Raw genomic sequence first — 22,138 nt, 5'->3', positions numbered from 1 at the left:
GTTAAAACTCGTTTTTTTTCACACAAATGCTAGAGAAAAATTAAAATTATTATTCACAGATATTTTTTGAAGCTAACATTGTTAATATGTGGAAAAATTTCCATCTAGCACCTATATACAATGCAAAATTTTCCATGTATTGTGATATTAAGCACTATAACATGGAAAAATATTCTTTAATTTTCCACTTTAGTCATCATGGCAGCCTTTATAGTGGAAAGCAAGATAAATATGGCGCTGAAATATGGAAAATATTTATCTGTATTAACCTATGGCAACAATAGAGCCAAATTTCATTTTTAAAAACTCTAATTTATTGAATATAAATGTTTTTTATTAAATTTTAGCTTCATTATCTGAAAAATAAAAATGGGACTCTAGCGCATTATTTTCCATATATTGTGATATATATTGGCGATATATGGAAAATATCAATAGATTTTTCTCTGCTACCCCAGTAGGATACTCTTTTATGAATATTCAAAATAAATTTAGGCCTAATTCTGATTTGAAACTTATGGATCAGGTGCGCGAGGTTATGCGCTATCACCACTATAAATATCGTACTGAACAGACCTATTGTGACTGGATTACTCGGTATATTAAGTTTCATGGCTGCCAGAAGCATCCTTGTAATATGGGTAAATTTGAGATAGAGGCTTTTTTAAGCCATCTAGCTGTTGAATTAAAAGTGTCGGCTTCTACTCAGCGACAAGCTCTGAATGCGATTGTCTTTCTTTATACTAAGGTTCTTGACCTCGCCGTTGCTAAAGATATTGGGCATGTCAGAGCAAAAGTGCAGCGTCGCCCGCCTGTTGTTTTGACAAAGAGTGAAGTTCAACAAGTTTTCATGCAAATGCAGGGAGATCATCTGTTAATGTCAAAAATGCTTTACGGGTGTGGATTGCGACTTATGGAGTGTATTCGCTTGCGAATTCAAGACCTTGATTTTGGACAGAGCCTTGTTTATATCCGTGATGGTAAAGGTGGAAAAGACAGGGTTGTCGTATTTCCTAAATCTGTTCGAGATGATTTACTGGTTCGGGTTGATCATGTGAAAAAAACACATGATGAAGATATATCACAAGGGTTTGGTCATGTTTATATACCTGAAGCACTTGGCCGTAAATATCCAAATGCAGCACGGGAATTTCGCTGGCAGTATGTTTTTCCCGCTAAAAAACTGAGCACTGATCCTCGCTCTGGCCTAATGCGCAGACACCATGTACTTGAGTCTGGTCTGCAAAAGGCTGTAAAAATAGCCGTTGATCGAGCGGGGATTACCAAGCACGCGACCTGTCATACTTTTCGTCATTCCTTTGCTACTCACCTGCTGGAAAATGGAGTGAATATTCGAATCGTACAGGAACTTATGGGTCATGCGGATGTAAAAACAACAGAAATCTATACCCATGTTATGGAGAAAGATATTGCGGGTATTGCCAGTCCTCTGGATTTACTGTAGATGTTACATTTTAGCGGGACATAATATCTTTGAATCGACAACACAATTATTAAATATGCGCACTTCGCTATGAGGCTCCCCCCAACGGCCCACCTTATAAGGTCAAACCTGGGCAATTTCTCTTAATACAGCTGTTGCATAACATCCTGCATTTAAGCTAAAACTTAATTCTAAACAATTATCACCTATAACATCCCACTGCAATTCTTTTACCTGACTACGTAACGCTCTGCGGTCTTTCTCTATACCAAAAGCAATTAAGCCTTGCGCTAAATCATCAAATTGGTCGATAATGCGCTGTTCTAATAGCATCACTTCTCCAGCAACTTGTGCCTCACCCTTACCCCATAAAACAGCGGTTGGGTGTAATTCTAATTGTGCAATGCGTTGTAAAATTGATTCATCCAGCACCTCCACTTGAAAAAAGCTATGTGAATCATCAAACATCAGTGCATCACCTACAAGCGCCTGCTTCCAAGAATGATTGGCCACTCGCTCACTTAATATATGATTAAACAAATATGAGCGCGCAGTGGATAAATATATGCCTCGCTGATTGCGTGATATTTTTTCGCCTGCAAACAAAGCCAGTGCTCTTGCGATATTGCTACAATTTCGACCAAAGCGTTGTGCACCAAAATAATTAGGGACACCTTGCTCTTTTATCGCGTGCAGTTGCTGCTCAAGAACGGCCTTATCTCCCTGCCACTCTTGAATGCGTAGGATAAATTGATTACCTGCTAAAGAGCCTCGTTTCAGTTTTCGAGTATGGCGCTTAGCCTGTAATATTTTTATGCTATCACTATTTAATATAGTCCAATCAGGATCTGGCTTGCCGGGCAGCCAGACACTAAACCACTGTGTCGTCCGCGCATGACGATCTTTTAAGCCTGCATAGCTGACATCTCGCTGCCTAACGCTTGCACATCGAGCAAGCTGCCTAGCGACAAATTCGGTATTTTCACCGCATTTTTCAATCAGTAAAAAAGCATGCTCACCAACGCCTGATAATTCAAAGGACTGAATTTCATTGACAATAAAATCATCGGGAGTTTTGCGAATAATACCTTGGCTCTGAGCACCGCCATAAGCATAAGCCCAGTTAGGTAAAGCTGATTGTGTATTCAATAGTGTAACTTTAATTTTTGGTTATAAACTAGCATGATATTTAAAGGTGAGCTGAAGCTACGACCTATATTTATTTATATAAATCAATGTTCAAGACCTTGTTAAATAATCGAAAATGTTTATCTAAAGAGCAGACTTTACTACCATTCTGCTTTGCATTTTGGGCAATAAATTAAATCAGGAGTCCCTATTCCCTTTGCACTACTCTCCAAACATTTTACCTGAAATTCAATAATTTCTTTCCAGTTAATATCCAGTTGAATTTTATTTATTTCGTATCACAGCGCAATTACTTTTGTTTGCTTCTTTATTTTGAGGTAAGGCAGCAATTCTGTTAGTACAATCTCGTTAGTTACAATGAGATTTTCATCTATTAACAAATCTAGGTTTTTAGAATCACCACTTTCCCCGAAAGTAATCAATCCAAACTGATGTATCTACTAAATCTTGCACTAATGACGGCCTCTGATTTCATCAAGGTTAATATCTAGGTCAATTTTTCCTTTATACTTTTTAAGGTTAGAAATTTTTGATTTTCTAACCAATGCTTCTAATGCCCGAACAATGATCCCAGTTTTTGTGTTTGTGTGAGTTACTTTCGTTGCTTCAATAAGCAATTCTCTGATAAATCAAGAGTAGTTCTCATATTTTCCTCCATAGGTTATGCATATCATTATATAATTTTATGCATAACCCTTCAAAAGGCTAATATTTATTAATCAACACAACAGCCTGCACTGCAATCCCCTCTTTGCGACCTTCAAAGCCTAACTTTTCAGTTGTCGTTGCTTTGACATTGATACAATCCAAATTGACTGATAAGTCTTCTGCAATATGAGTACACATAGCAACGATATGTGGTGCCATTTTAGGGGCTTGAGCAATAATGGTAATATCTGCATTGCCTAAGGTGTAACCTTTTTCTTGGACAATACCGTAGACGTGGCGCAGTAAAACGCGACTATCAGCCCCTTTAAACTCAGGATCTGTATCGGGAAAATGTTTGCCTATATCCCCTAAAGCTGCGGCACCTAATAAGGCATCACATAGTGCATGTAAAACAACATCACCATCAGAATGCGCTTCTAAACCTTGTTTATAAGGAATTTTAACACCGCCTAAAATGACATCACCGTCATCAATAAAGCGATGCACATCATAACCTTGTCCAACTCGTATCATTGTTGTTGCTCCAAATAAAATTGTGCTAAAGCTAAATCTTCAGGCCGCGTAATTTTTAGATTATCTGCTCGCCCGGCAATCATTTTAGGTTGTTTTCCTTGTAACTCTAATGCGCTGGCATCATCGGTCACAACCCAGCCTTTTTCAGCTGCGTCTTGTAAGGCTTTTTTTAAAGCGCCATAACGAAACATTTGCGGTGTAAAAGCACGCCAAATTTTGCTACGATCAATTGTCTCGTTAATGGCTAAATCTTTATTAACCGATTTGAGCGTATCGTGTGAAGCTTGGCCTAAAATACCGCCTACTTCATGAGTTTGTAATTCATTAATCAAATTTTCAACATCACTTTGAGTAATACAAGGTCGAGCTGCATCATGTACGAGTACCCAATCATCATCCTCAGCGTTATCGGCAATCGAATGCAAAGCTGACAAGACTGAATCTGCTCGTTCTTTACCTCCCGCTGCGGTACGAATGCGGGCATTTTTAGAGATGGCTAATGTTGACCAATAAGGATCTTCTTTAGAAATAGCCACTATGACTGCGGTCAACTGCTGTACTTGTAATAAGCGCATTAAGCTTTGTTCTATAACCGTTACGCCGTTTAATGATAGGTATTGTTTAGGCCGATCTGCTTGCATACGTTTCCCAACGCCTGCCGCAGGCACAATCCCCCAATATTTAGTGGTTGTTTTCATAGAGTTCGATATATTTAAGTTACATTTAGGGCTTTACGGGCTAGACATTGCCTTATAACTTATTCAATGACTTGAAAAAAAGTTTCATCTTTTTTAATCAAACCTAAGTCATAACGCGCAATTTCTTCAATAGCTTCCTGCCCTTTGCGCAAGTCTTGAACCTCGGCTTTAAGCACTTCGTTACGTTGCTGCTTGATCGCCAGTTGCTTTTGCAGCGCTTCGAGTTGGCGCTGATATTGTTGTGTTTGCGCAATACCACCATCACCTTGCCAAAGGCGATGTTGTAACAGCGCAATAAATATCAGTAAAATGGCAATGAGAAACTTAATAAGCACACCTGCAAGTGTTGGTTAGCAATAGCACCCAGATTAGCCGATAAGAATCTACTCTGTTTAACTGTTCCATATAAAACGTAGGGTGGAGACTTCAGTCCGCAATTTTTTATTTAAGCATAGCGGACTGAAGTCCGCCCTATTCTCTTCCAAGCTAAATATAAATTAAGATAATTTCTTAAAAGCACTACGACCTGCATATTTCGCTTGCGCGCCTAACTCTTCTTCAATTTTCATTAAGCGGTTGTATTTAGCAATACGATCAGAACGACTTAATGAGCCAGTTTTAATTTGGCCGGTGCCAGTAGCCACACACAAGTCAGCAATAATTGTATCTTCCGTTTCACCTGAACGGTGTGAAACAACGGCAGTATAACCAGCGGCATGCGCTGTATTAATGGCTTCTAAGGTTTCAGTTAAGGTGCCGATTTGATTAACTTTAATTAAAATAGAGTTAGCCACACCTTTCTCTATGCCTTCTTTTAAAGTGGCTGGGTTGGTAACAAATAAATCATCACCCACTAATTGAATTTTATCTCCTAAACGGTCAGTTTGATCTTTCCAACCCGCCCAGTCATTTTCATATAGGCCATCTTCAATGCTAATGATAGGGTATTTTTCAACCCACTCAGCCAATAAATCAGTCATCTGAGTTGCACTTAAAGTTTTACCTTCTGAACTTAACTCATAGTTGCCCTCTTTATAAAACTCAGACGCTGCAGCATCCATGCCAAGATAAATATCTTCACCTGCTTTATAGCCAGCCATAGCAATCGCTTCTAAGATAACTTCAATGGCCTCTTCATTAGAAGAGAGGTTAGGGGCAAAGCCTCCTTCATCACCTACTGTTGTCGCCATACCTCTTGATTTTAGTACTTTGGACAGATTATGAAATACTTCAGCGCCATAACGAATAGCTTCTTTGAAAGAAGGTGCTCCTACCGGTAAAATCATAAATTCTTGCAAATCTACACTGTTATCGGCATGTGAACCGCCATTGATGATATTCATCATGGGTACTGGCATAATAAATTCGCCGCTGGTATTAAGGTAACGATATAAAGGCTGTCCGGCCTCCAAAGCAGCTGCACGAACCGCCGCCATAGATACACCTAAAATAGCATTGGCACCGATACGCCCTTTATTTGGCGTACCATCCAATTCAATCATTTTTTTATCTAATGCTTCTTGATTTGCAGCATCCAGACCAATAACTGCATCACGGATTTCAGTATTAATGAACTTAACAGCTTTAAGCACGCCTTTACCTAAATAACGTGATTTATCACCATCCCTTAATTCAATTGCTTCACGTTCGCCCGTTGAGGCACCTGAAGGAACCATTGCACTACCGATATATCCAGACGCCAAAATAACATCAGCTTCAATCGTTGGGTTACCACGCGAATCTAAAATTTCTCTTGCTTTAATATCAATTATTCTAGCCATCTTATTCCCCTTTGTTATTGTATTTATAAGGTATTTTCTATCAAGGCTTGTGCTTTTACTGCTTGATCGATTATTACCAGCGTTTCTAATAATTCTTTCATGCGGTGTAATGGCCAAGAGTTTGGTCCATCACTTAAGGCTTTATCAGGGTCTGGGTGAGTTTCCATAAATAATCCGGAAATTCCTGCCGCAACAGCCGCTCTCGCCAGAACAGGGACATGCTGACGCTGGCCACCAGATGAAGTACCTTGACCACCAGGAAGCTGCACCGAATGCGTGGCATCATAAACAACAGGACAGCCTGTGTTACGCATTTCTGCTAAAGATCGCATATCAGAGACTAAATTATTGTAGCCAAATGAAGCCCCCCGTTCACAAACCATAATCTGTTGATTTCCCGTGGCTTTGGCCTTATTAACAACATGTACCATATCCCAAGGGGCAGCAAACTGACCTTTCTTGATATTAACGGGAATACCTTGCTCGGCAACGGCTTGTATAAAATTTGTTTGACGACATAAAAAAGCTGGCGTTTGCATGACATCAACCACATTTGCAACTTCCGACAAGGGTGTATCTTCATGCACATCAGTCAAAACAGGCACACCAATTTGCTGCTTTACTTTTTCTAGAATTTTTAAGCCCTCTTCTACACCAGGGCCACGATAACTTTCATGCGATGAACGATTTGCTTTATCAAATGAAGATTTGTAGATAAAAGGAATTTTTAATTCCTCAGCTAATGCCTTTAAATATCCAGCGGTATCAATGGCCATTTGCTCGCTTTCAATAACGCAAGTACCTGCAATCAGAAAAAAAGGCTTATCTATACCAACGTCGAAATTACATAATTTCATGCTTGTGTACCTTGTTTTTGTTTTGCGGCGGCCTGAATAAAACCAGAAAATAGAGGGTGACCCTTACGTGGTGTGGAAGTAAATTCAGGGTGAAATTGGCACGCTAAAAACCAAGGGTGCTCGGCAATTTCAACGACTTCCACTAAGCGCCCATCAATTGACTTACCCGAGAATTTTAAACCTGCTTTTTCTAGCGGCTCTAGATAATGATTATTAAACTCATACCGATGACGGTGACGCTCAGTAATAACATCTTTTTGATACATTTCAAAGACTAAAGAATCCGATTGAATGCGACATTTTTGCGCACCTAAACGCATCGTTCCACCTAAATCAGAGTTCTCATCACGCGTTTCAGTTTGACCTTCATGACCTTGCCACTCAGTAATTAAACCAATAACAGGGTGCGGGCTATTAGGTAAGAATTCTGTACTGTGCGCGCCTTCTAATCTAGCGACATTACGCGCAAATTCAATAACGACGGATTGCATACCTAAACAGATGCCTAAAAAGGGAACTTTATTTTCTCTAGCAAAGCGTACTGTCGAAATTTTACCTTCCACGCCCCGCTCCCCAAAACCACCCGGCACTAAGATTGCATCGACATCTTTTAATTGCGTAACACCTTCATTCTCAATAATCTCAGCATCAATGTATTTAATTTTTACAGTATGGCGCGTTTTTATCCCAGCATGAATTAATGCTTCAGTTAAAGATTTATAAGCATCCAAATGATCAACATATTTACCGACAATCGCAATAGTGACAATATCAGTGGGGTTTGTTAAACCATCAACGACAGCTTCCCATTCAGATAAATCTGCTGACGGCACATCAAGGCGCAATTGATGGACAACAATATCATCCAAACCTTGCTCATTAAGGATTAGCGGGATACGGTAAATCGTATCGGCATCAGGCGCAGAAATAACCGATTTCTCGGGAACATTGGTAAATAATGAAATTTTATGACGTTCCGCTGAAGGAATTCGGTTATCAGAACGACAGATCAAAATATCTGGCTGTATCCCAATAGTGCGTAATTCTTTGACTGAATGTTGCGTGGGTTTGGTTTTAATTTCACCCGCTGTTTTAATAAAAGGCACTAAAGTCAGGTGAATAAACAAAGAGCGATCACGACCAAGTTCAACTCCCATTTGCCGAATGGCTTCTAAAAAGGGCAAAGATTCAATATCACCTACCGTACCACCGACTTCAATAATGGCAACATCGATGTTAGTATCAGCACTTGCATAAACACGGCGCTTCATTTCGTCAGTAATATGCGGAATCACCTGCACGGTTGCACCTAAGTACTCACCTTTGCGCTCTTTACGCAAAACACTTTCATAAACTTGCCCAGTGGTAAAGTTATTCTTTTTAGTCAAACGTGTCTTTAAGAAGCGCTCGTAATGCCCTAAGTCTAAATCTGTTTCCGCGCCATCTTGCGTGACAAAAACTTCACCATGCTGGAATGGGCTCATCGTACCTGGGTCAACATTAATATAAGGGTCTAATTTAGTCATGGTTACATTTAAACCACGCGCTTCTAAAATAGCCGCTAAAGAAGACGCAGCGATTCCCTTACCAAGAGAAGAGACAACACCACCAGTAATAAATATAAATTTTGTCATGAATGAGAAAGAGATAAGGGGAAAATGAATTAGTTTATTTTAACATGCTCAATGACCTTTTGTAGCCCATAAATAGCTAACGGGCTTAGGGTAAGAATATTCTGTTAAACCAGCAATATTGCAACCTATTTTGTAACTTCTCATGATCCACAGGTATTTAAGATATTCACGTCATAGCGTAGGATGTGCTGACGATTGGAAGCGCATCATTTATGTGATGCGCTTCGTTCCTCAGCACATCCTACAACACGCTTTAGTCGCTGTTAAAAATAAGAAGTTACCCTATTTTAATCAATATTGAACTTTTCGTCATGGGCTTTATGCCAAGTTAGCTTTATACAAGGTTCGCCTACTGTGCCATAAAAATCTTTACTTACCCAAAAATCAGCAATGGCTGCAATTTTGTCACCAATATAGATAACAGGCACCCTCGCACGTAGCCAAGGAGCAATCCCAGCTTCTTGAAATAATTTTTTTAAGCTATGGCGGCCTGTTCTATTAGGTAAAGCAATTTTCTCCCCCCCTTGCCGATACTTGATTTGTACCGCCCCTTGCTGCCATAAATCTACTGCTATACCTTGCTGAGCCTCACTCACCAGCAAGCGACCATTATTATTTAAAGGTAAAGGTTGGCTCGTATCGCTCCATAAAAACACCTGACTAGCATCAAACGGAACTTGTGGCGCAACTAAATATAAGCCATCTCGATAGCGTTGAATATCAAAACCATCATGCCGAACAATAGGATTTGCCTCTTGCCGTGCCGTTAAAATATTCTGCAAAATAGCCTGCAATACTTTCACTGAAGGCATGCGCACACCTAAATAACCCAACCATTCACGCACTATCCATTGCTGCATTAAAACATCGTGCTGTAACAAGCCAGTAATCAATAAACATCGCTGTTGTTGATCATAAAGCATTAACATCTGCTCTTTTGCATTGGCAGATAAAACCATTTGTGCCTCAGCGCAATGACTAGCAACACGAGCCACAGTCTTATCTAAACTTGGCCAACGTTGCTCTAATAAAGGGAGGATTTCTTGGCGCAAAAAGTTTCGATCAAACTGAGTATCCTGATTACTCGGATCTTCAATCCACTGTAGCTGATGCTGCAAAGCATACTGCTTAATGTCTTCTTGACTAACATCCAATAATGGTCTTAGCAGCGTCCCCGCTACAAAAGAGGCTTTCACCGGCATGCCTGACAAACCTTTCAAACCGGCACCACGAAATAACTGCAATAAAACCGTTTCCAACTGATCATTACGATGCTGCGCAAATAAAAGCACATCATCGGCTGTAAGCATGTCTTTAAATGCTTGGTAGCGGGCATTACGCGCAGCTTCTTCAGGGCTTTCACCTGGTGCAGCTTGGCCATTAACTTTTAATACCTTGAACTTAACACCTAATGCTTCCGAACAGTTCTGACAATGCACAGCCCAAGCATCGGCACAAGTTTGTAAGCCATGATGCACATAAATAGCTGTTATTTTATTTTTAAACTCAGGCAGGCTAGTCAGTAAGTGCAATAAAACATGAGAATCTACGCCACCGCTATAACCTACAATAATATTGGATTTTGCGTAAAAAGGGAGAAGCTGGGAGGCTATAAAGGATGAATTAAGCTTCATATATAAAGAGTCCTTACCGAGGCGGTAATATGCCCCTTGCTATGTAGCCTCTCCTATTAGCTGTATGGTTACGAATTTAAGACGGGGCAGCATATAACTCGTAGGGCGGATTCAGTCCGCCATTGCTAAAAAAGCGGACTGAAGCTCGCCCTACAAAACTTCAAATCAAGATTCTTATGACGGTGGCTTATTTCGCTTCTTCACTAAAAGCACCATAAGACATAACTCGTTGATAACGTTTCTCTAATAAATCGCCCATGTCTTCATGACGCAACTCTTTAATATAACGAAATAGCGCCTCTTTTAAATTGTCAGCCATTACTTTAAAGTTTCTGTGCGCGCCACCCACGGGCTCTCTAACAACTTCGTCTAAAAATCCCTGCTCTCTTACTCTATCTGAAGTGATACCCATTGCTTCAGCTGCTAGTTTAGCTTTATCAGCACTTTTCCATAAAATCGAAGCACATCCCTCGGGGGAAATAACTGAATAAGTGCTATATTCCAACATAAGTAAACGATCGCCAACACCAATAGCTAAAGCGCCACCCGAACCACCTTCACCTATGACTGTACAAATAATAGGAGTTTCTAGCTTAGCCATTTCAAATAAATTACGAGCAATTGCTTCACTTTGCCCGCGTTCTTCCGCACCAATACCAGGGTAAGCCCCTGGTGTGTCAATAAGACAAATAATAGGCAAATGAAAGCGCTCTGCCATTTTCATAACACGCAAAGCTTTACGATATCCCTCAGGACGGGGCATACCAAAATTGCGTTTGATTTTCTCTTTTGTATCACGGCCTTTTTGATGTCCAATAACAGCAACCGCTTGACCGTTTAATTTCGCTAAACCACAAATAATGGCTTGATCATCTGCATAAGTACGATCGCCATGTAATTCATGGAAATCAGTAAACATTAAATCAATATAATCTAAAGTATAAGGGCGACCTGGATGACGAGATAATTGCGAAATCTGCCAATCACTTAAATCCTTAAAAATTTCTTCCGTCATTGCTGCACTTTTAGCTTCTAAATCACTCAGTGCCGAAGAAATATCAATATCATTTTCCGATTGTACACGGCGTAATTCTTCAATTTTTGCGTCTAATTCTGCAATTGGTTGTTCAAAATCAAGAAAATTTAAGTCCATAGCGTTTATCTTTAAATAGTATTTATGTTATTTATTATTAATGGCTACTACTTTCTTTAAAGGATCAGTAATAAAGAAGAGAGCACCTTTTTTTAGTTCTTACCCGCTATTCTATCTAATTCTCGCAAATGTTTTAATTTTTCTGCTATTTTAATTTCTAAGCCGCGGGTAACCGGCTGATAATATTGAGTTTCCATTAACTGCTCTGGGAAATAGCTTTCCCCTGCCGCATAAGCCTCAGGTTCATTATGGGCATAACGGTATTCTTTGCCATAGTCCAATGATTTCATCAGCTTAGTCGGCGCATTACGCAAATGCTTAGGCACAGGTAAACTACCACTTTGTTTTGCAGCACTCATCGCGGCATTAAATGCCCTATAAACAGCATTGCTCTTAGGCGCACAAGCCATATAAACCAAGGCTTGCGCTAAAGCTAATTCACCCTCAGGACTCCCTAAACGCTCTTGAGTTTCCCAAGCATTCATACACAATTGTAAAGCCCGCGGATCAGCATTACCGATATCTTCTGAAGCAATACGTACAATACGTCGTGCTAGATACAAAGGATCACAACCACCATCAATCATGCGGCAAAACCAATAGAGCGCGCCATCGGGTGAGCTACCTCGTACGGATTTATGCAACGCAGAAATTTGGTTATAAAACTCTTCGCCTTGATTATCAAAGCGACGCACGCCACCTGCTAAAACTTCTTTAGCTATGGCTTCAGTAATTTCAGTACTTTGTTTGGCCTGCGTTAATTCAACCGCAATTTCCAATAAATTTAATAAGCGCCTTGCATCACCGTCTGCTGCCACTGCAAACTGCTGTTTTAGCTCTTCAGAAATACTGAGATTTAATGCACCAAAGCCTTTTTCTTGATCTACCAAAACCTTATTAAGAACCGCCTGTAAATCATCAATCGTTAAGGCATTCAAAACATAAACGCGTGCGCGTGATAACAAAGCATTATTCAATGCAAAAGAGGGATTTTCAGTCGTTGCGCCTAAAAAATACACAGTACCATCTTCTACATGTGGTAAAAAAGCATCTTGTTGTGATTTATTAAAACGATGCACTTCATCAACAAATAATATACTTTTACGCTGCTCTTCTTGTTGTATTCTTTTTGCTAAAGCAACGGCTGCACGTATCTCTTTAACACCCGCCAATACTGCTGAAATAGCCATAAATTCAGCATTAGAATGATGCGCAATCATACGCGCCAAAGTTGTCTTGCCAGTGCCAGGCGGCCCCCAAAAAATCATGGAATGCAGACGACCCGAGTTAATCGCCTCATACAAGGGCTTACCAGGCTGTAAAAGATGCTTCTGCCCAGCGTAATCAGCTAAAGACTCAGGGCGCATTAAATCAGCCAATGGCTTTAGTGCACGATTCATTGCTTGTTTCTCACTAGCAAGTCAATACAAGTATTAACCTTCAAAAACATCCGTCCCTTCCGGTGCCACAAATTCAAATAAACTCGCATCTAATGTCTCTGGCGTAGTCACATTAGAAAAAATTATTTGCGTTAATTGGCCAAAATTATCACTTAACTCCATACCATAAAGCACCCCCTTCTTTAGCCCAATCAAAATATATTTAAAGCTAGATTCGGTATTTTTTGGGGTCAACTTTAACCATAGTACATCACCGTCCTGCGCATGCTGAGTAATCGTATATTTTTCAGCTAATTTAACACTACCACTTAATAATAAAGCCGGCGTATCACCAATGGAGCTATCTATTTTTTTTATAATAACTTGCTCTAAATCGGCATCATAAAACCATACTTTTCCCTCTTTAGAAACAATTTGTTGTGCATAGGGCTGCTTATAATTCCAACGAAACTTACCCGGCTGTTGTAAATAAAAAACTCCCGTACTCGTTTGCTTTGCTTGGCCTAACTCATCCAATGATATTTGGGTAAAATCTGCTTGTATATTATGCGCCCGCGCAATAAAGCGTTCCAGTACTTGCAATTGTGCAGAGTCCGCATAAATAAAACCCGAAAAAAGTAGGCATAGTAAAGTCAGTATTCTCATTAAAAGTTTTCCTTTATAAATTCGTTAATCCACATTTTGGCTTTATTGACCGGCGTGTCAACACAAGCCGCATTCTCTTTTGGCTCTGAACCGCGTACAAAAGCATATTTTACTGCGCCCTCACATAATTCATTGGCCAATAATCCTGTTTCTGGCTCTATCCAAACCGATACGACAGAGTCAGGCATTGCTAAAAAAACTGGCTGCGTAGCAACTTGCTGCATCAATGCTGTCCATAATTTTAAGGCACCGCTAGAGCCAGTCACGCCAGCCGGTTTATTATCATCACGCCCAACCCAAAACACGGCTAGGTAATCCCCCGTATAACCAGCAAACCAGCTATCTTTTAAATCATTAGTCGTACCTGTTTTACCCGCAATCTGTAAGGATTTCGGTAAGACTTGATAAGCTGATAGCCCCGTCCCCTCACGCATAACCTCTTGTAATACGGTATTAGTTAAATAAGTCGCTGCTGGATCCAATTCTTGTCGAATCACGTAAGGATAACGTTGTAGTAAAGTGCCACTTTGAGCAATAACGGCTGTAATTGAACGCAACGGCATAGCAAAACCATCACCTGCCAAAGTTTGATACATTTGCGTTACTTCAAAAGGCGTTAAAGGCAGCGCCCCTAAAAGCATGGAAGGAAATAAATTAATATGTCTCGTGATACCTGTTTCGCGCAAGGTTTTGGCAATTCTCCCTATACCTATATCCATGCCTATGCGTACAGTCGCCAAATTATAAGAATGTGCTAATGCAGTATGCAATGGTACATCCCCATGCTCAATATGATCATAATTACTCGGCTCCCACCAGTTCCCTTTTTCAGCTTTAATCTTAATCGCTGTATCACTAACAGGGGTAATTAATGTATATTTTTCCGGGTATTCAAGTGCCGTCAAATACACAATAGGTTTAATCAAAGAACCTATAGGGCGCACCGCATTTAATGCACGATTAAAACCTACGCCCTGACTATCTTTGCCACCTGCTAAGGCAACAATTTCACCACTATCTCTACGGGTTACAATTGCCGCAGTTTCTAGATTTTTAGAGCGCTTACGCCTTTCAAGCTTCTTTAATTCATGGGTAATACTACTATCCAAAGCATCCTGAACCTTCGTATCCAAAGTAGTAAAAATATTTAACCCTTCCGAGGTTAAATCTGTTTCATTGTATTCCTGGGTTAATTGGCGTCTGACTAAATCTATAAAAGCTGGGTAACGATTTGCTGGCCTATGGGCAAAAGGTTCAACCTTAAGCGCTTTTTGTTTGGCCAACTGTAACTGCTTTTTAGTAATATCGCCGTGCGCAAACATTTCTGTTAACACTAAATTACGTCGCTTTAATGCACGCTCTGGTTTGCGCCGTAAATCATAATAACTCGGTCCACGCACTAGCGCAATTAAGGCAGCCACTTGGTGCAAAGGCAAGCTTTTCAAAGGCCGTGAGAAATAAAACTCACTCGCCAAACCAAACCCATGAATAGCATGCGCACCATCTTGACCTAAATATACCTCATTCAAATACGCTTCTAAGATTTCATCTTTACTAAAGCGAAACTCTAAAATCAACGCCATAAGTGCTTCATTAACCTTTCGCTTTAAGCTTCGCTCCGAAGTTAAGTAAAAGTTTTTTACTAATTGCTGCGTGATGGTGCTACCGCCCTGCACCAAACTACCCGCCCGTAAATTCGCCCACATAGCACGCGCGATACCTTTAAAGGAAATACCAATATGCTGGTAAAAATTACGATCTTCAGTCGCCAATAAACCTTGCACTAAAGTCGGCGGAACCTCTGCCAGCTTGACCAGCACTCTATCTTCTTTATGTGCTGGATAAAAACTGCCAATTTGTACTGGATCAAGGCGCACAACAGATAATTCTTGACCTGTTGGTACATCTATAATGGAACGAATTTCAGAACCACTAAAAGCAATACGAACATGCTGGGTTAGCTGTTCTTTATCAGCAAAGATAAAGGGGCGCGTTTTCAAGCCAATATACCTTGCTTTTTCATGATAAGTCGCCGGTGAAGATAGTTTACGATCTGCGCGATAGTGCATTTTTTGCAAAAGCGCCAATAATTGCTTGGTATCCATTTGCAAGCCAGCATATAGTTCTACCGAACGAGCATAAACGCGCGCAGGAATAGACCAGCGTTTACCTTCAAATTGCCTTCTAACCGTGTAATCCAAATAACCGATATAACAGGCTAAGACAAAAGTAGCGGTAGCCAAAAAAATTAACAAAGGTTTTTTCAAGCCCTGCCATAATCGTTTCCACAAAGAGGGCTTAGCTATGGATTTCCTTTTACGCCTTACCTTTTTACGTGGCTTTTTTACTTCAGCCATTGCTTACTCTACACTCTGCAAAGCTTCGACACGTTGAAAACCACGTGGTAACCTTTGTCCACGTTTAGCTCTAACACTTTGGTAAACCACTAAATCAGAGGCTTTCAGCGTTAAACTGCGCTTGCCCGAAATCACTTTTAAAGCAGCGCCTTCAGTAATAACCGCAAGTCCTACGACTTTATCTGCACCTGCTAGTAAATCAGCCGGTAAAATTTGTACCAGTTTATTACCTTTACCTTTTGCTAAAGCCGGTAATGCCGCCGTAGGGAAAACTAACAAGCGTCCTTGTAAGGTAGCCACTGCGATTAAATCTGTATTATTATGAATTTTTACCGGCTCAAGTAATTGCGCACCTTTAGGTAGAGTAACGATGGCTTTACCCGCTTTATTCTTAGAAATACAATCTTTCAACTGCACTCTAAAGCCATACGCCGCATCACTCGCCACTAACAACCAATCATCTTCACATCCTGTTAATAAATACCTAAACAATGAACCTGCTGGTGGTTTTAAGCGTCCAGTAAGCGGCTCGCCTTGACTACGCGCCGAAGGAAGATCATAGGTACTGGTGACATAAAACCGACCAGTAGAGTCCAAAATATAAACCGGTTGAGTGGTACGCCCTAAGACAGAACATAAATAACCATCGCCAGAACGATAGTTCAAACTTTCTGGTTCTACATCATGCCCTTTTGCCGCACGTATCCAACCTTTTTGTGACAGTACAACCGTCACTGGCTCGTTATTAATCAATGCCGCGGTACTCAGCGCTTTGGCTGTGTCACGTTCAACAATTAAAGAGCGACGCTCATCGCCATATTTATCAGCATCTTCTAAGATTTCTTTTCTAACTAACCGATTTAACAAGCGCTGCGAACCTAATAGTTTTTGTAAGTGATCACGCTCTTTCTCTAATTCTGCCTGCTCACCTTTAATCGCCATTTCTTCTAGCTTAGCGAGGTGACGTAATTTTAATTCTAAAACGGCTTCAGCTTGGGTATCTGTAATGCTAAAACGCGCCATTAAAACAGGTTTAGGCTTGTCTTCTGTGCGGATAATAGCTATCACTTCATCAATATTCAAAAAAGCGATTAATAAGCCTTCTAAAATATGCAAGCGCGCCAAAACCTTGTCTAAGCGATATTGCAAACGCCTGCGTACTGTTGCCACGCGAAAACTCAACCACTCCACTAAAATTTCACGTAAACCTTTCACCTTAGGTCGGCCATTTAAGCCAATCATATTCATATTCACGCGAAAATTCTTTTCTAAATCCGTCGTGGCAAATAAGTGCGACATAATCGCCTCAATATCTGCACGCTTGGATTTAGGCATAATCACTAAGCGCGTTGGATTCTCATGATCCGATTCATCTCTTAAATCTTCAATCATCGGCAATTTTTTCGCCTGCATTTGCGCAGCGATTTGCTCTAGTAGTTTCGCGCCTGAGACTTGATGTGGTAAAGCAGTAACAATAATATTCTGCTCTTCTAGCTCATATTTAGCGCGCATACGAATGGAGCCATGCCCCGTAACATACATTTTTTGTATATCTTCTCGACCACTAATAATTTCTGCATCGGTTGGATAGTCAGGCCCCTGGACAAAATTAAATAAGTCTTCTAGCGGAGCTTCAGGATTATCTAATAAGTGCACACAGGCATTTGCGACCTCTCTTAAATTATGTGGTGGAATATCCGTCGCCATCCCCACGGCTATACCCATTGTGCCGTTGAGTAATATATTAGGTAAGCGATCCGGCAATAAGGCCGGTTCTTTTAAGGTACCATCAAAATTATTATGCCACTCAACTGTCCCTTGCCCCAACTCACTTAATAAGGTTTGTGCATAAGCGGTTAATCGTGATTCGGTATAACGCATCGCAGCAAACGACTTAGGGTCATCAGGTGAACCCCAATTACCCTGCCCATCAACTAAAGGATAACGATAAGAAAAATTTTGTGCCATTAACACCATTGCTTCATAACACGCAGAATCACCATGCGGATGATACTTCCCTAATACATCTCCTACAGTACGCGCTGATTTTTTATGTTTGGATAAAGCACTTAAGCCTAACTCAGACATGGCATAAATAATACGCCTTTGCACCGGTTTTAAACCATCACCAATATGCGGTAAAGCCCGATCTAAAATAACGTACATAGAATAATCTAAGTATGCTTTTTCGGTGAAATCCTTTAAAGGGATTTGTTCAAAATTATCCTGAATGCCCATAGAGAGTGCGACTATTTAAGTGAATGAAAAAGGCTATGTTAGCTTATAGTTTATACTTATCAAAATGCTTCGCTAAAGCGAATAGAGAAAAAAACTAAATTCCACCATAGAAAGTACTTTAGATTTATTCTACACTGTCGATATAGGCTCTAATAATGATAATAAAGGTAAATACATATGAATTGGAACTCCATTGGTACTAAAGTGATCCTCAGCACCCTCATCTTTTTAATCGTCATCTCTACTGCATCCCTGTTCTTTATTTATCAAGCCGACAAACAAAAAATTATTACGCAAAAAACAGAGCAAGCGAAAAACCTATTACTCGTCGCTGAATCTGTGCGTAAAAATATGATCAAAAAATGGGATGATGGTGTGTTTACGACACAACAGCTTAATAATTATAATAGCATTAGTAATGCAAACGAACGACTGACAAAAATCTTAGCAACGGTTCCTGTTGCAACATCATGGGAAATTGTCCAAGCTAAAGCCAAAGAAGGCAGTTTCAGTTTTAAAGCACCGAATATCAATGCTAGGAACCCTAAAAACGAAGCTAATAAGAAAGAACGTGAGGTTCTGAACTTTTTCAAACAAAACCCACAGGCGACTGAATACAGCTATGTAGATGAAACGAATGAAACAGTACATTATTTTCGACCTGTTATTTTAAGTAAACAATGCGAAATCTGCCACGGCAACCCTATTACATCTCAAAAACTGTGGGCTAATAATAATGGCGTTGATCTGCTTGGCTATAAAATGGAAAATAAGCACGCGGGCGATTTACACGGTGCTTTTGAAATTATCACTCCACTAACAGCAGCTTACAAAGAATTAGCACAATCAATGTATAAGCAAATTGGCTTTACTATAGTTACTTTGATTGTATTGATCGCCGGTTTATATTGGTTAATTAATAGCATTATCATCACTCCACTCACGGACTTAGCCTTAAAACTACAAGATATTTCTAGTGGTGATGGTGATTTAACAGCACGTCTAAATATAAAAGGTAAGACAGAGTTTGCTTGGGTTGCTGCCAGTTTTAATAGTTTCGTCAAAAAAATAGGCAAAACAATTTATAAAATTAATGAGATCAGTGAACAGCTAGCTAATTCATCACAGCAATTATCCACTATCACACAAAAAACCGAACATGACGTACAACGGCAACAGACAGAAACAACTCAAGTTGCTAGTGCTATGGAGCAAATGGCATCAACCGTCAATAATGTTTCCAGAAATGCATTAAATGCCTCTGAAACTGCTGATTTAGCAAACCATGAAGCCACTGAAGGTAGTTCAATTGTCAAGCAAGCCGTCATAGCAATCAACTCACTCGCCTCTGAGGTCGAAAGTGCCGCTCAAGTCATCCATGATTTAGAGTCAGACAGTGAAAGTATAGGTCAAGTTTTAGGAGTGATTCAAGGTATCGCTGAACAAACCAATTTATTAGCCTTAAATGCAGCTATTGAAGCCGCTCGTGCCGGTGAACAAGGCCGTGGCTTTGCTGTTGTCGCTGATGAAGTAAGGACGCTAGCCAGTCGCACACAAAACTCAACCGAAGAAATCCGCCAAACCATTGAACGCTTACAAACGCGCGCAAAATCAGCGGCTCAGGTTATGGAACAAGGGCAACGCCAAGCAAAATCAAGCGTTGAGCAGGCAGCCTCAGCAGGTGACGCATTAAACCGCATTAATGAAAAGATTGATCAGATCAATAGCATGAATACGCAAATTGCCACAGCATCTGAGCAACAAAGTGCTGTAACGGAAGAGATTAAACGTAATATTAATAATATTGGCGATATTTCCAATCAAACCTCTCAAGGTGCTCATGCGACATCAGAGTCAAGCCAGCAGTTAATGGGCTTGGCAGATCAGCTACGCACTACGGTTAGACAATTTAAAATCTAACCCCTCAACTAGACTGCAACCTTAAGTCTATAAAGGTTGCAGTCACTCACATACACAACGCATGCCAAGTATACTCACCAAAACACTTACTTTCTTATACTATCTCTGTGCCATTTTATTTGGATTATGGAGTATTCCTGCTGTTTATTTTCTAAAAATTTTCCCACAGCATAATCTAAATTTAGCGCTAGCTATCATTTATGCCATTTTACTTTTATTACTACAAAGTATCCCCACACATAAAAAAGTCTATCGAACCTTTACATTCATCCTTTTTTCGATAGTTTTTCTTCGCTGGAACCAGATGACACCTGTACAGAATAAAAACTGGGCAGATGGTGTCAGCCGATTACCTTGGGCCACAATAGATAATAACAAGGTACATATCCATAATATACGTGATTTTATTTATCAATCAGAGACCGACTATAAAATTCAGTATATTGATAAAATTTATGATTTAGGGCAATTAAATCAGCTTGATTACATTCTATCTTACTGGGATGGCAACCAAGCAATTGCACATAGCATATTTAGTTTTGGTTTTAAAAATGGTGATCGTTTAGCTGTTTCGACCGAAGTTCGTAACGCTAAAGATGAGGAGTATGGCGGATTTACTGGCTTATATAATCAATTTGAACTCATTTATGTACTAGCAACCGAAAGAGATGTCTTACAGCTAAGAACTAATTTTCGCGGTGAAGAGGTTTACATCTATCCTACGAATGCCTCTAAACAAGAAATTCGCCGCTTATTTAATGTTGTTATTGATCGCGTCAATACATTGCGTACGACTCCAAAATTTTATAATACGATTACACAAAACTGCTTTACTAGTTTAATGACTGATTTCCGAAAAGTTGGGGGTAAACACCACCCTTTTGACTATCGACTTTATGCCAATGGTTTTTCTGACGAAATGTTTTACCAAAACGGTAAAATAAAAAGCAGCTTACCTTTTGCAGAAGCCAAGCAGCGCGCTTATATTAATCAATATATCCAGCCTAATATTTATAATGCCAATTACTCGCAACAAATCAGGCCTTATCAATACTAATAAAACCATAAGTTATGGGAGTTTTTTTACTGTGATTTATACACGCTGCAACAAAAAACAGCTCCCACAGACCTATAACTCCCTCAGGGCGCTCGGGTGCTTAAGCAACATTATATAGCCCTTTTTATAGCGATTAACCCAACCCCTCACTTCAATTTTTCGCCCTTTTAAGCTCTGCACATCCTCAAAATAGCGTAAATGTTCTTTTTTAATGCGTACTGCAAAAGTATCTGTCAATTTCAAATATACACTTTTTGCTGTGACTTTTATCGCAGATACAGTGCCAGCAATACGTTGCCAGCCTTTTTTATTCTTTTTAGTCACCTCGTGAGCAGATTTAACCTTGTACTCAGAATAACCCCAGATACCTAGTTTATTAGCCTCTGCTTCCCGCTCCGCGGTCACTAATTCCGGAACATATTTAAGGCTAGGCGGAAAAATATTAACACTAGCAAACCCTAAACGAACTAATTCATAATTAATATGCATATCTTGCTCAGTAAAAATATGTGCTAGATAGCGATGGTACTTATCACGTTTTTCCTGATCAAATTCCAAATGAACTTTTTTACCTATCAGCGCTTTCGTCAGCCATTTTTTTGCCAATTCTCCCCCTGCTTGCTCTATTTGATTTTGGTGTTCTATTTCAGGGGTGTTAATACTTAATAAACGAATTTTCCTGCCATCTGTTAATTGCACTGTATCACCGTCATAAACTTTCTTTACCACATAATAACGATAACTTTTTGCTAGCTGGAATTCTGTCGCTTGTCTCTGCGGTTTATCTGAATAATGCTTACGCCCTTGCGCATCAGTCCATTGGTAAACGGCTGCATAACTTAGTTGCGCTACCAGCAGCAGCAGAAAAATAATCATCCAGTAATATTTTTTTATCATTTAAATATAAAATCCTTGCTAAATTTTTTTAACAGAAACTAATACCAGTTAAAGAACACACTCTTGAGAAAATTTGGCAGTTACAGCGTTGT

Annotated in this window: 17 protein-coding genes; 3 read left to right on the top strand and 14 right to left on the bottom strand. The window is 39.9% G+C overall.

The genetic code is table 11. From position 1 onward, the window contains the following. The first annotated feature begins 472 nt into the window (after positions 1 to 472). The gene (locus tag BQ7314_RS08210; RefSeq protein ID WP_174483216.1) at positions 473 to 1,465 is read left to right on the top strand and encodes an integron integrase; all 993 of its coding nucleotides are present in this window, start codon (positions 473 to 475) and stop codon (positions 1,463 to 1,465) included. Positions 1,466 to 1,567: 102 nt separating this feature from the next. On the opposite strand, the gene truD is transcribed toward BQ7314_RS08210, so the two are convergent. The 13 genes from truD to parC all read right to left on the bottom strand — a co-directional run bounded on the left by truD (position 1,568) and on the right by parC (position 18,172). Then, positions 1,568 to 2,593: a tRNA pseudouridine(13) synthase TruD gene (gene truD / locus BQ7314_RS08205; RefSeq protein ID WP_174483215.1), complete on the bottom strand. Its 1,026-nt coding sequence runs from the start codon at positions 2,591 to 2,593 to the stop codon at positions 1,568 to 1,570. Between the two features lie 705 nt (positions 2,594 to 3,298). Further along, positions 3,299 to 3,775 (bottom strand): 2-C-methyl-D-erythritol 2,4-cyclodiphosphate synthase, encoded by a 477-nt coding sequence (ispF, locus tag BQ7314_RS08200; RefSeq protein WP_174483214.1) that lies wholly within the window; start codon positions 3,773 to 3,775, stop codon positions 3,299 to 3,301. Further along, the gene (ispD, locus tag BQ7314_RS08195) at positions 3,772 to 4,473 is read right to left on the bottom strand and encodes a 2-C-methyl-D-erythritol 4-phosphate cytidylyltransferase (RefSeq protein WP_174483213.1); all 702 of its coding nucleotides are present in this window, start codon (positions 4,471 to 4,473) and stop codon (positions 3,772 to 3,774) included. Before ispD ends, ispF begins: the two co-directional genes overlap by 4 nt. 59 nt (positions 4,474 to 4,532) lie before the next feature. Then, on the bottom strand, positions 4,533 to 4,808 hold the full coding sequence (locus BQ7314_RS08190; RefSeq protein ID WP_342590400.1) for a septum formation initiator family protein: 276 nt from the start codon (positions 4,806 to 4,808) through the stop codon (positions 4,533 to 4,535). A gap of 162 nt (positions 4,809 to 4,970) precedes the next feature. Further along, positions 4,971 to 6,254, bottom strand: a complete 1,284-nt coding sequence (gene eno, locus BQ7314_RS08185) for a phosphopyruvate hydratase (protein ID WP_174483212.1) — start codon at positions 6,252 to 6,254, stop codon at positions 4,971 to 4,973. Positions 6,255 to 6,277: 23 nt separating this feature from the next. Next, positions 6,278 to 7,111: a 3-deoxy-8-phosphooctulonate synthase gene (gene kdsA / locus BQ7314_RS08180; RefSeq protein ID WP_174483211.1), complete on the bottom strand. Its 834-nt coding sequence runs from the start codon at positions 7,109 to 7,111 to the stop codon at positions 6,278 to 6,280. Next, positions 7,108 to 8,745 carry a CTP synthase gene (locus BQ7314_RS08175; RefSeq protein WP_174483210.1) on the bottom strand — a complete coding sequence of 546 codons (1,638 nt, stop codon included), beginning with the start codon at positions 8,743 to 8,745 and terminating at the stop codon, positions 7,108 to 7,110. The genes kdsA and BQ7314_RS08175 overlap by 4 nt, the downstream gene beginning before the upstream one ends. Before the next feature lie 287 nt (positions 8,746 to 9,032). Next, on the bottom strand, positions 9,033 to 10,379 hold the full coding sequence (gene tilS, locus BQ7314_RS08170) for a tRNA lysidine(34) synthetase TilS (protein ID WP_174483209.1): 1,347 nt from the start codon (positions 10,377 to 10,379) through the stop codon (positions 9,033 to 9,035). Positions 10,380 to 10,566: 187 nt separating this feature from the next. Continuing rightward, positions 10,567 to 11,532, bottom strand: a complete 966-nt coding sequence (accA, locus tag BQ7314_RS08165) for an acetyl-CoA carboxylase carboxyl transferase subunit alpha (RefSeq protein WP_174483208.1) — start codon at positions 11,530 to 11,532, stop codon at positions 10,567 to 10,569. Positions 11,533 to 11,624: 92 nt separating this feature from the next. Beyond that, positions 11,625 to 12,932 (bottom strand): replication-associated recombination protein A, encoded by a 1,308-nt coding sequence (locus tag BQ7314_RS08160; protein ID WP_174483207.1) that lies wholly within the window; start codon positions 12,930 to 12,932, stop codon positions 11,625 to 11,627. 33 nt (positions 12,933 to 12,965) lie between these two features. Next, positions 12,966 to 13,577 (bottom strand): outer membrane lipoprotein periplasmic chaperone LolA, encoded by a 612-nt coding sequence (lolA, locus tag BQ7314_RS08155; RefSeq protein WP_174483206.1) that lies wholly within the window; start codon positions 13,575 to 13,577, stop codon positions 12,966 to 12,968. After that, positions 13,577 to 15,934 (bottom strand): penicillin-binding protein 1B, encoded by a 2,358-nt coding sequence (gene mrcB, locus BQ7314_RS08150; RefSeq protein WP_174483205.1) that lies wholly within the window; start codon positions 15,932 to 15,934, stop codon positions 13,577 to 13,579. Before mrcB ends, lolA begins: the two co-directional genes overlap by 1 nt. Positions 15,935 to 15,937: 3 nt before the next feature. After that, on the bottom strand, positions 15,938 to 18,172 hold the full coding sequence (gene parC / locus BQ7314_RS08145; protein WP_174483204.1) for a DNA topoisomerase IV subunit A: 2,235 nt from the start codon (positions 18,170 to 18,172) through the stop codon (positions 15,938 to 15,940). 177 nt (positions 18,173 to 18,349) lie between these two features. Here parC and BQ7314_RS08140 point away from each other — a divergent pair, with 177 nt between their 5' ends. Then, a complete protein-coding gene (locus BQ7314_RS08140) occupies positions 18,350 to 20,092 on the top strand; it encodes a methyl-accepting chemotaxis protein (RefSeq protein WP_174483203.1) in 1,743 nt (580 codons plus the stop codon). A 304-nt stretch (positions 20,093 to 20,396) separates the two neighbouring features. Then, on the top strand, positions 20,397 to 21,149 hold the full coding sequence (locus BQ7314_RS08135) for an Lnb N-terminal periplasmic domain-containing protein (protein ID WP_174483202.1): 753 nt from the start codon (positions 20,397 to 20,399) through the stop codon (positions 21,147 to 21,149). 72 nt (positions 21,150 to 21,221) lie between these two features. On the opposite strand, the gene BQ7314_RS08130 is transcribed toward BQ7314_RS08135, so the two are convergent. Beyond that, positions 21,222 to 22,046, bottom strand: a complete 825-nt coding sequence (locus tag BQ7314_RS08130; protein WP_245394949.1) for a thermonuclease family protein — start codon at positions 22,044 to 22,046, stop codon at positions 21,222 to 21,224. Positions 22,047 to 22,138 lie beyond the last annotated feature (92 nt).

This window comes from methanotrophic endosymbiont of Bathymodiolus puteoserpentis (Logatchev) (genome assembly GCF_900128525.1).
GTDB lineage: Bacteria > Pseudomonadota > Gammaproteobacteria > Methylococcales > Methylomonadaceae > Methyloprofundus.
The sequence above is the reverse complement of the archived record's forward strand: the minus strand, read 5'-3'. Positions and strand labels throughout refer to the sequence as shown.